We start from the raw sequence: 10,180 nt of genomic DNA, 5'->3' as shown, positions 1-10,180 counted from the left end.
AGCGGTTATTAGAGGACAGTCACGAAACCATAGATGATTAAAAGAAAACTATATATATGTTTACTTACTTTCCAGTTTTTAATTGGAATTGACATTTTATATGCTCAAGTTCAGAATGACAGTATTGAGACCGATACTACCATGATACTTGCTGATATTACCAATCCTCTTGACTTTTATAATACAAAATGGATTACTGTTGGTTCTCAATATGATTATTTTAATTCAACATTCGGACTTGAAATTAGTAATGGTTATGACGAAAGACCTTTAATTCATTTTGAGGATTTCTCAGAAGACTTTGTATTTAAAATTCAAGGAAATACTGATTTTAATAGGGATTACTCATATGGAATCAATGTAGGGTGGAAATATCCTAGATATTTATCTTTAATAGCAATTGGATTTTCAGACTATGATTATTCATTAAGCAATTTTCGATTTCAAGAATTAAACATTTCAGCAGAGACTTATTTAAAAAACACTGATTTTGTTGTAAAATTAGAACTTGCATATCATGACTTGAATAGCAAGAAAAATTTTGGAGCTGAACTTGGATTAAGTAATGTTTTTATTTATCGCAGACTATATGCAGGATTATCATCTGGATACTATTTTGACTATTTTACATATTCTGGATTCATAAAGAGTTTTGTGTACAAAAACACTATCGGTATTGCGCTTAAATATGACAGAATTGACAAATACGATTTTTTACAACTTGGGTTAAGTTATACGTTTACAAGATGAGACACATATTGATATTAATATACCTATTTGTTAGCTTTTCACTATTCTCTCAATCTCAGAAAGACAATGATATGAAAGGATTCTGGTATTATTCAGATGACTACACAACAAAACAGTTGATAATAAAAGATAATTTAAAATTTCATTGGTATTTTTCAAGTTGCGAGGGAAGTGAGTGTTATAGCGGAAAGTTCAAAATACAAGGAGATAGTCTATTGTTAAATATCAATAAATCAGACAGGACATTAAAGTTCCTGATTCGGAATAATAAGATTTTGACATATAAGGAAAAAAACAATGATTATCCAAATTTTCAACCTTTAACATCAGTTGACAAGCAGAAAAGACTGAAATGTAGTAATAAAGAGATTGAACTAGTTGAATTTAAGGAATAACAACCGCTAACAATGTATAAAAACATAAGTGGGGCAGTGGTTTACGGAACTTTCGTACATTGAATCAGCTCCGCCAAATCTGCGATTTGACTGGTTTGTTTAATATTTTAAATTTGTGTCAAAACGCAAATTTGGCTCAGTACAACTTGACAGGTAAGCGCTTCGAAATCACTTACGTTTCTTATACTCAACGTTATGGGCAATTTTAAAAACAACTATGAAACTATTTATTACTTCTATATTTCTAATTTGTTCTACATTGGTTTTAGGTCAAAACAAAAGAGGACAGAATAATAGTTTTAAAGAAAACAATTCACCAAGGTCTATGCTAGTTGTCGACACAATGAGGTATCCTCTTGACAATATAACAATGGCAAAGATTGACCCTAATTGGATTGAAAAAATAGAACTATTTAAAGATGAGCATGAAAAATATATCTATAGCGACAAGAATGGTATTATATTAATTTATCCAAAGAAAAGATTCATTGATCATGCTTTGATGATTCTAAATAGTCAAACTGACACTTTGATTTACAAAACGGTTGACAGTTATCCTGAATTTAAATATGCTAGAGTAGACACTACAATTGAAGCTATTGAGAAATATTTTAAGCAGAACTATCAAATGCCACAAATTTTAACAGACAACGGATATTCCGGAAAAATTTATGTGCGTTGTATAGTAGAAAAAAATGGACACCTATCGAGTATTGAAATTAAGCAGGGAATTGATAAAAGTTTAGATGAATCTGTCAGAGAATTTGTAAAAAAGATGCCGATATGGATTCCAGCTAAAATTAAAAATGAGAATGTGAGATACCATTATATTTTTCCTGTAGATATTAAATGGTTATATGGAGAAATTAAATAAAAACTGGCTATAACAAAAGTTAAAATTAATGGGCGTTGACGCTCAACCAGATAAAGTAACAAAAACAATAAACACTGGGCGGCTTTGATAAGGCGGTAGTTGTAAATCGCCCACAAATTTTAGCAAGACCGTTACCGCCAATAGTCAAGACATAGTGCAAAATGGAGATAAAATTTAATGAATGTTAATACTTGAGATTCTAATACCATCAATAATCTGTTTCCTTTTAATCAAGTTTCGGTTCAAAGGGAAAATATTATTTAATGAGACTAAATTCCTTTATGAGACTCTTATCTCATTAACACTTTTAGGAGGTTTGATTGGTTTATATCTAAATGGACTACAATACGATTTTATAGATCATATTTTCGATAAAGCTTCAATCATTGTCGGACTAATTTCAACCTTGTTACTTGTACTCTCATTCAGAACTCAATTTCGAAAGACATTCTTCTTTCTTGACATTTCATTATGGCTTTTTGTCTTGACTATAAAAGGAGGTTATTGCTGTGGGTTTGCAACATGTACTCCATATCCATCAATAATTCTTTTTGACATAGCTTCAACGCTACTTAGATTGCTAATATTGAGAAAACTAGTATTTGAAATTAAACCAATTGTTCCGATTTTTATAACAGCAATTCTTATTGCGGTAAAGGCACTATTTTTAAAATATCCGTTAATTGATAAAATTGAAATAATAAACTACTGGCGGTAACAAAAGTTAAAATTAATGGGCGGTGACGCTCAACTAGATAATGTAACAAAAACAAGAAACGTAAGCGGTTTTGATAAGGCGGTAGTTGTAAATCGCCCACAAATTTTAGCAAGACCGTTAGGCAACATTACCCAGTTTGACCAGAAAATATTTTATAAAACCGAATTGTTGAATGAATAGAAATAGAGGAAAAATAAATACATACTCAAAAAAGTTAGGAGCATTTATTTGCTTATTCATACTTTTAATATCATGCCAACCAGAAGATTATAAACATGGTTATTATAAAGACCATCGAGGATATATACATAAACAATTTTTTTGCTCCTCAGACAAAGAAAAGGCAATTTGGTTAGTTGATCGATATCAGAATTTGGGTAAAAAAAGCAGCTCTGATTTTGAAGATGAGTGTATTAGAAGAGGAATAGGTTGTGTTAAAGCAAAAAAGGTAGGTGAAGTAATCCGATATTATCCAGATTTGGGAATTGCTAAAGTTTTGTACCGATTTTCAAATGAGGAATTGAATGCACCTGCCAGAATTGATGTTAGAAAAAGAAAATACTATGTTCCCATTATGCTACTTCATGATACAGTACCAAAAGTTGATACGGTGCAGTATATACCAGACTGATTAAATTGTATTGACAAAGTAACGATTGCCTAACAAAAGTTAAAATTAATGGGCGGAGACGCTCAACTTGATAATATAACACAACTTAAAACGGTAGCGGCTTTGATAAGGCATTAGTTGAAAATCGCCCACAAATTTTAGCAAGACCGTTATAGCCAATTATGGAAAAGCGACTATACATATTAGCATTCTTAACTCTAATAATACTCGAAGGGTGTAATTTTCATTCTAAAAATAGAGTGGATGAAAGTTGGGAGGCTGTTCGTCAGAGCGAAAAAATTGAAGATTTGATCAGTTTTGCTTTTGAATATCCAAAGGCAGACATAATTGATTCTTGTATTTTAAAACTAGACCAATTAGTAAGACTTAGTCCTGAAATTAGCTTGTCCAAATATCCAATTCTTGATTCATTAAATGGAGAAGTTAAGTTTGGTTTTATAGACACAAACAATGATTGTGGGGATTACTATTTAAAGAAACAAAATACCTATTTAATAACGATAAAAGACAATGGTGCATTTCATAACAACAAGAAATTAAGTTATGAGGGGCTTAAAAAATCAATTGAAGAATTATTAAATAAATGGCATCCAAAAGATGAAGTACCTCAACGTAAATTAGCTGATGTAAAATATTTTGGGACAATATTGTCTTCCAAATTAATAATTGTTCTTGACACGGATGTCGAACAATTTGATAAAGATTCTAATATAAATTGGAAACAATACATAGAAACTCTGGCTATGGTAAGATTAACTTATCAAGAAATTTGGAATGCGAAAGCTCAAGAAGTTTGGAAGACGGATTTTTCATCTTTAGAATTCGATAGAAAACTCGCAATTATGAAGTGTTTACCTTTTAGTATGGAATTAAATTTTGTAAAACGAACATTTAGAAATTAGTGATTAAAAGGCGCTAACAAAAGTAACCGTTGCACAATTCCCTAAAATTAAATGAGTACAATATAAAAGCCTTAAATGTTTGTGATTCACAAGCTTCTAAGGCTTCATTTTTTTAAGCTAACCGGATTGAATTCCTAAATTATTGAAGGCTTAAAATGGAGCTAAATAGACCCAATTGTCTGTTTAAAGAAGAAAACAGAAAAATTCCCTGATTAGTCATTATTTCAGCTGTTTTACTCATAAACTTCAACATCTTTTTAAGATTATAAGCAGTAGCTGACATGTGCATCACCTTGTTTGCCTGAGCAATTCCAATGGTGTTGACTTTTCGAAGCCCCATAAACTGGGTTAAAGTTCCAAAAATAGGTTCGACTGTTGATTGCCGCTTGCCTTTCATTCTCCTTCCAATTTTACTACGTACTCTTTTGTTGTTTCGCTCATAATGCTCTTTGTAAACGGTAATGCCGATCTTTTTCTCAAAACCTTTACCAATGCATTTTTGCTTAATCGGACAGTTTTTACAATCACTCCGTTTGGTTAGGTAATGATCTTGCAAAGAGTTTTTTACCATTCTTCGTTTACGAAAAGTCACTTTTATGCCCTGTGGACAAAGCCAGTAATTTTCTTCTTTAAAAAAGATAAATCCTTCGGGTCCGCCTTTATAAGTTCCATGCTGGGGAATGTAGCTTACAATGTTCTGCTTCTCCAAAAAGGCATAGTTTTCTCCGCTACTGTAACCTGCATCGGCCAAAAGAGTAGTCCACAATAAGCCTTGTTCTTTTAACCTTTGTTTCAAACGCTTTGTGGTATCCTGCAAGTATTGACTGTCTTTTTTATCGGCATGATAGGCTTTTACATCAGTGATTACATGATGGGCAGTATCAACACTGATATTGTTTAGATAGTTAAGTTTCCTTGCCTTCCCTGGCTTTACACTTATTCGGGCATCTGGATCGGTGGGACTGTAATGAGTTTTGTTACTGGTATACTTGGCTCCTTTGTTACTAGCTCCGGGGCGTTGCTCTTGACTGCTTTGCCAGTTTTGATTGCGAGATTTTATCTCCTGCAACTCTCGCTTACTTGCTGTAATTGTTTGTTGTTTTTTTAGGAGCTTTATTCTCTTTGGGTTTACGATCTTCCCGACTTTGGTAACGAGCTTTTTGAAGGTAGGCTTCCAGCTCCTCTTCTGGAACTTTTAGCTCCAAACTATCCATACTTGCATTTGCTTTTATTGGTGCTGAATCGATTGCCTGAGTATGACCAGCCACCATTCCTTTTTCTACACACATACTCAGCACATGGGTAAAAACCTGCTCAAATAGAGCCTCTGGAAATAACTGGCGAGTTCGACTTAGTGTACTGTGCCATGGCAGCTCTTCATCAATGTCGAAACCCAGAAAATAAAGAATATCCAAACGCATACTACAATGCTCTATCAGTTTTCTATCGCTGATGATATTTTCCAAATAACCAACCAAACAGAGCTTATAGAAAACTACTGGGTCAATACTTTTCTGTCCACAACTGCCATAATAAGATTGTGTTTTCTTATATAAAAAGGATAAGTCTAAAACCTCTTTTAATCGGCGGTAGAAATTATTTTCAGGAACCCGATGTGAGAGTTGAAAGCTTGAAAATAACTTCTCTTGATAAAGCTTCTTTCCTTGCATGTTTTATTTACAAGTTATGCCATTATCATTGAAAAGTAAAGATATTATTGTTAGATTTATAAACAAGTTATTAAGAGTTGTGCAACAGGCACAAAAGCTTAACTTTATGGGTGGTGATGATTAGCTTGAGAATTTAGTACAAGAATAAACATCAGCAAGCCTTATAAATTTGTCTTGCTCAAAATATAAATAAATTTATGCAGCTTGCTTACTTGGCGGTTTGAAAGGAAAGTTCTTCGAAATCGCCCACGCAACTTAGCAAGACCGTTGTGTGTAATTGATAAAACTGAAGATGTTATACAATAAAACTTATAATTTGACATTCATTGTTTTGACAACTTTTTGTTTGATTTTTTTTACGGGTTGTGCAAGTAAAAAAGAGATTTCAAGTGAAACCCCCAAACCGATCAACAGAAATAATCCAAACATTGAAACAGCTGAAAAAAGTTTTTTAATCAAAGACTTATTAATTGAATCAAAGATCGAATTTGTTAAATTCGATTGGATATTAAGTGAAAACGTAATAAAGGACTCAAAAACTGAATTTGATATTCAAGTTGACTATTCGGACTCTTTAATAAAATATTTTGACGTAATTGAATATAGTCCGGTAAACAAAGACTATAAAAAGATAACCATTTTTGAATATGAAACAGAATCAAGCAAACTAATTCTTCTAAATAAGAGATTAACTTTAATTAGTGGAATTTCATATGATTCTAATATTGACTTGGATAAAGAATTGAAATATAATAACGAGTTGACGATAGATTTCTATAATAAGTTGATTGATGAGATTATTAGTAATCTTTAAAGAACTACACACAACAAAAGTTAAAATTAATGGGCGGTGACGCACAGTTAGATAAGGTAATAAAAACAATAAACCCAGGCGGTTTCGATAAGGCGGTAGTTGTAAATCGCCCACAAATTTTAGCAAGACCGTTACAGGCAATTAATTAAAATACAAAAATGAATCGAACGAATATTTTATTGATACTTATATCTAGTCTATTATTTCTAAGTTGTTCTTCAGAAAGTCGAGTTGATATCGTTAAGAACAATTCAATTAAAATAATAGAGAACATAAATAACGAAATCTATGATGATGCATATGATTTGTTCGATTTTGAAAATATCAATAAGAAAAAGCATGAAGCATTAAAAACTTCGATAAAAAACATAAGAAATTTAGTTTACACACCATACGGACAAAATCCAAAGATTGGTTTAGTCTACGCCAAGACAACTCATACTAAATCTCGAACATGGTCTTTATCTTTAAGTGGAAAAGGTTCGATTGATGATGACATTGATTCTGAACCATCAATAGTGAATCTTAGCATTGAAGGTAAAGGCAGATACGGATATATCCAATTGTATTTAGATGGAAGCAATAACAAAGTTACGTCTATTGAGGTAGGTGAAAACTATCCAATTCCATCTTTATGGAAATTTTGGCTATTGGGACTTTTTCCGCTTTTAGTGGTTGCGTTTAATGTGTTTGTTATTTATAAAATAATCAAATCTGACTTTAGAAAGAAATGGTTAAAAATACTTGCTGTTATTATCCTGAATTTTCCGACTATAAAAATTATGTCAGAAGGAATTTTTAAACTTGAATACTCACTACAGTATTTGTTCGGAGCTAGTTTTAGTTGGTGGGGATATGACTATTCATATTGGGAAATAGGCATTCCATTAGGTGGAATTGTAATGTTGATTAAACTTAGAAGGGATAAAATTAAAAGCCTGTAACAAAAGTTAAATTAATGGGCGTTGACGCTCAACCAGATAATGTAATAAAAACAATAAACGAAAGCGGTTCTGATAAGGCGGCAGTTGTAAATCGCCCACAAATTTTAGCAAGACCGTTGTATGCAACCATAAGACAGATTAAATCTTTTGCATAAAAATAAACGTAAAAAATAGAATTGAAAACAGTAACTATCTATGAATTATTATAGAATCATGACAACTAAGGGAAGATATGTAATATGTGCAGTATTCTTTGCAATACTATTATTCAATTTTGTTTCATGCAATTTTGCTCCTGGTAGTTATCCATATGTAGAGCTATACAAATTTGAAGTAGCAGAATCTAAAATAATTTCTGCTGTAAATAAATTCAAAATGGAAAATTCTGATTATTGCTTATCCAACCAGGAAAGATTTATTGATGGAAGACGCAGTAATAATGACCATTGGTATCATGTTTGGTTTTATTACCCCAAAGAGAATCAGATTGTAAAATGTTGGATTCGAGGAACACACATAGGATTTGTTGGATTGGGCGAATATCCTTCACTAAGAAATTATAAAGAGATAAATAAAGATTTTTCTAAGCAAGAAAATAAAATACAAAAGGAAAAATTCGAACGCCGAATTTTAAAGGAAATTCAAAGCAAAATATAGTAATGTGTACTTAATTTGAATATAACTGAAGGTAATGGCAGCATACAACAAAAGTTAAAATTAAAGGGCGTTGACGCTCTACTAGATAATGTAATACAAACAAGAAACGTAAGCGGTTTTGATAAGGTGGTAGTTGTAAATCGCCCTCAAATTTTAGCAAGACCGTTGGCGTGCATGCAAAAAATGAACCTACATATTGATATGTTTAATTTGAATAAAAATCGGAAATCTATCCCCAAATCTTGGTGGGGACAATGGACAGATAACAATGGGAAACGCTTAATAATTGAGCCAACTAAGCATGATTTTTATACTGTGACAATTTTAGACAAGAAAGGTAGCCCGTACCAAATTGAATTACTAGGCGACGAAAAGAAAGAAACTAAAAAATTAACTGGAAAATTCACAAAAGACACTAATGGAAATCCGATTTTGCAAATTGAAGCTGGTTTTAATGAAGTTGGACCGACTTATGACTTGTATTTTTTGACAGCAAAGGATAAAGGCGAACTAAAACTTGCAAAAAATACGGATGATCTAGAAGAGATAATTATCAAACCAAATGTTGGAATCGGATTATATGACGACTGGGAGGATGACTTGGGAGTGCCATGGGCATTTCCACTTGATAATTTTAAAAAGGAAGTAGATTAAAAAAGCACGACACGCCAACAAAAGTTAAAATTAATGGGCGGTGACGCTCAACTTGATAAAGCAACAAAAACAATAAACGCTGGGCGGCTCTGATAAGGCGGCAGTTGTAAATCGCCCACAAATTTTAGCAAGACCGTTAGGGCACATAATAAAGAAAATGAAGTACACATCTATAATATTGATTCTGATTTTTATAATTGGTTGCTCAACTAAAGAGCTTATTGATAAAAGTTTCAACACGAAATATTGGAATCTGTGCGTCAATGAGAAAGATAGTAGCTTGGTAGAATATAAAGACCAAGCACTTCACTTTGGAAACAGTGTTGTATACTTCTATAATAAAAAGATTGCAAATTATTCAATTTCAAATGACACCCTAATTATTTGTGACACTTCATACTATGACAAATGGATAATTGATAATGGAATTCGTTCAAAAGCAAAAGTTGATATTAGTTTTCATAAATTCATCAAAAATGACAGTTTATATAGTGTGACATATAAATACTTGATAGGAAAAATCTTAAAAGCAAATTCTGACAGCTTGATAATTGATAAAATAGAAGGATATGGATTCCCTTTTAAGTATCAAGACAAATATAAATTTTACAATGACACTCTACTTTACGATCTAAATTTGACTATTGACACAATTGAATTTTCTAGTAGTTTGTGTTATGGTAATTGTCCTGCAATAGCCATTAAAATTGACAAAGGACTTAATTTCAATTTTTGGGGTGGAAAATATGCTGACAAACAAGGATTCTATAAAGGAGAAATAACCCAATTGCAATTTGACAAGTTTGAAAACTTAATACGAATCGCAAATATAGAGAATAACGATTCAGAATTTTGTCCACCAATTGATGCACCATACGTGGAGCTAATAATTGATTACAATAAAAATAAAACAAAAAGATTCTGGGGCTATTGGAGAGATTTTCCTGCAAGAGTTAAAAACGTAGGTTCTGAGATGTTTAATTTGTATAAAACTTCATCATTAGACTCATGTGGCTATGAATTGACTTTTGAAGTTGAGCTTGACATACCAGAAAAAAGAGTGGCACCGCCTCCACCTCCGCCAGAAATACTTAAAGTACTTAAAGAAGCATCTAATGATGACATTGAAATAAATTACGTGCCCTAATTTCATGGGCGGTGATATGCAGTT

Annotated in this window: 13 protein-coding genes; 11 read left to right on the top strand and 2 right to left on the bottom strand. The window is 32.1% G+C overall.

Features of this window, described 5'->3' with window-relative positions:
- Window positions 1–33: 33 nt before the first annotated feature.
- The 5 genes from L3049_RS16425 (at window position 34) to L3049_RS16405 (ending at window position 4,270) form a co-directional block, all read left to right on the top strand.
- Window positions 34–750 carry a hypothetical protein gene (locus L3049_RS16425; protein WP_275110908.1) on the top strand — a complete coding sequence of 239 codons (717 nt, stop codon included), beginning with the start codon at window positions 34–36 and terminating at the stop codon, window positions 748–750.
- A gap of 612 nt (window positions 751–1,362) precedes the next feature.
- Window positions 1,363–2,019 (top strand): energy transducer TonB, encoded by a 657-nt coding sequence (locus L3049_RS16420; RefSeq protein ID WP_275110907.1) that lies wholly within the window; start codon window positions 1,363–1,365, stop codon window positions 2,017–2,019.
- A gap of 733 nt (window positions 2,020–2,752) precedes the next feature.
- Window positions 2,753–2,917 carry a hypothetical protein gene (locus tag L3049_RS16415; RefSeq protein ID WP_275110906.1) on the top strand — a complete coding sequence of 55 codons (165 nt, stop codon included), beginning with the start codon at window positions 2,753–2,755 and terminating at the stop codon, window positions 2,915–2,917.
- The gene (locus L3049_RS16410; RefSeq protein WP_275110905.1) at window positions 2,910–3,368 is read left to right on the top strand and encodes a hypothetical protein; all 459 of its coding nucleotides are present in this window, start codon (window positions 2,910–2,912) and stop codon (window positions 3,366–3,368) included. Before L3049_RS16415 ends, L3049_RS16410 begins: the two co-directional genes overlap by 8 nt.
- Before the next feature lie 161 nt (window positions 3,369–3,529).
- Window positions 3,530–4,270 (top strand): hypothetical protein, encoded by a 741-nt coding sequence (locus tag L3049_RS16405; RefSeq protein WP_275110904.1) that lies wholly within the window; start codon window positions 3,530–3,532, stop codon window positions 4,268–4,270.
- A gap of 139 nt (window positions 4,271–4,409) precedes the next feature.
- Here L3049_RS16405 and L3049_RS16400 read toward each other — a convergent pair whose 3' ends face one another.
- The gene (locus tag L3049_RS16400; protein WP_275110903.1) at window positions 4,410–5,339 is read right to left on the bottom strand and encodes a transposase; all 930 of its coding nucleotides are present in this window, start codon (window positions 5,337–5,339) and stop codon (window positions 4,410–4,412) included.
- A 7-nt stretch (window positions 5,340–5,346) separates the two neighbouring features.
- Window positions 5,347–5,940 (bottom strand): transposase, encoded by a 594-nt coding sequence (locus L3049_RS16395; RefSeq protein WP_275110902.1) that lies wholly within the window; start codon window positions 5,938–5,940, stop codon window positions 5,347–5,349.
- A 292-nt stretch (window positions 5,941–6,232) separates the two neighbouring features.
- Between L3049_RS16395 and L3049_RS16390 the strand changes: the two genes are divergently transcribed.
- The 6 genes from L3049_RS16390 (at window position 6,233) to L3049_RS16365 (ending at window position 10,156) form a co-directional block, all read left to right on the top strand.
- Window positions 6,233–6,754 (top strand): hypothetical protein, encoded by a 522-nt coding sequence (locus tag L3049_RS16390; RefSeq protein WP_275110901.1) that lies wholly within the window; start codon window positions 6,233–6,235, stop codon window positions 6,752–6,754.
- A 158-nt stretch (window positions 6,755–6,912) separates the two neighbouring features.
- Complete coding sequence (locus tag L3049_RS16385) at window positions 6,913–7,698, top strand: hypothetical protein (RefSeq protein ID WP_275110900.1); 786 nt, start codon at window positions 6,913–6,915, stop codon at window positions 7,696–7,698.
- A 14-nt stretch (window positions 7,699–7,712) separates the two neighbouring features.
- Window positions 7,713–7,853, top strand: a complete 141-nt coding sequence (locus L3049_RS16380; RefSeq protein WP_275110899.1) for a hypothetical protein — start codon at window positions 7,713–7,715, stop codon at window positions 7,851–7,853.
- A 40-nt stretch (window positions 7,854–7,893) separates the two neighbouring features.
- On the top strand, window positions 7,894–8,355 hold the full coding sequence (locus tag L3049_RS16375; protein WP_275110898.1) for a hypothetical protein: 462 nt from the start codon (window positions 7,894–7,896) through the stop codon (window positions 8,353–8,355).
- A 15-nt stretch (window positions 8,356–8,370) separates the two neighbouring features.
- On the top strand, window positions 8,371–9,009 hold the full coding sequence (locus L3049_RS16370; protein WP_275110897.1) for a hypothetical protein: 639 nt from the start codon (window positions 8,371–8,373) through the stop codon (window positions 9,007–9,009).
- A 157-nt stretch (window positions 9,010–9,166) separates the two neighbouring features.
- Window positions 9,167–10,156, top strand: a complete 990-nt coding sequence (locus L3049_RS16365; RefSeq protein ID WP_275110896.1) for a DUF6438 domain-containing protein — start codon at window positions 9,167–9,169, stop codon at window positions 10,154–10,156.
- Window positions 10,157–10,180 lie beyond the last annotated feature (24 nt).

This window comes from Labilibaculum sp. DW002 (assembly GCF_029029525.1).
GTDB classification, from domain to species: domain Bacteria; phylum Bacteroidota; class Bacteroidia; order Bacteroidales; family Marinifilaceae; genus Paralabilibaculum; species Paralabilibaculum antarcticum.
Note: the sequence above shows the minus strand (reverse complement) of the source record. Positions and strands in the feature narration are given on the sequence as shown.

Excerpts from the sequence above, each read along its gene's own strand:
- L3049_RS16375 (WP_275110898.1), top strand. The coding sequence starts at position 7,894 with ATGAATTATTATAGAATCATGACAACTAAGGGAAGATATGTAATATGT.
- L3049_RS16425 (WP_275110908.1), top strand. The coding sequence starts at position 34 with ATGATTAAAAGAAAACTATATATATGTTTACTTACTTTCCAGTTTTTA.
- L3049_RS16395 (WP_275110902.1), bottom strand. The coding sequence starts at position 5,940 with ATGCAAGGAAAGAAGCTTTATCAAGAGAAGTTATTTTCAAGCTTTCAA.
- L3049_RS16385 (WP_275110900.1), top strand. The coding sequence starts at position 6,913 with ATGAATCGAACGAATATTTTATTGATACTTATATCTAGTCTATTATTT.
- L3049_RS16390 (WP_275110901.1), top strand. The coding sequence starts at position 6,233 with ATGTTATACAATAAAACTTATAATTTGACATTCATTGTTTTGACAACT.
- L3049_RS16405 (WP_275110904.1), top strand. The coding sequence starts at position 3,530 with ATGGAAAAGCGACTATACATATTAGCATTCTTAACTCTAATAATACTC.
- L3049_RS16420 (WP_275110907.1), top strand. The coding sequence starts at position 1,363 with ATGAAACTATTTATTACTTCTATATTTCTAATTTGTTCTACATTGGTT.
- L3049_RS16410 (WP_275110905.1), top strand. The coding sequence starts at position 2,910 with ATGAATAGAAATAGAGGAAAAATAAATACATACTCAAAAAAGTTAGGA.
- L3049_RS16380 (WP_275110899.1), top strand. The coding sequence starts at position 7,713 with ATGGGCGTTGACGCTCAACCAGATAATGTAATAAAAACAATAAACGAA.
- L3049_RS16415 (WP_275110906.1), top strand. The coding sequence starts at position 2,753 with ATGGGCGGTGACGCTCAACTAGATAATGTAACAAAAACAAGAAACGTA.
- L3049_RS16365 (WP_275110896.1), top strand. The coding sequence starts at position 9,167 with ATGAAGTACACATCTATAATATTGATTCTGATTTTTATAATTGGTTGC.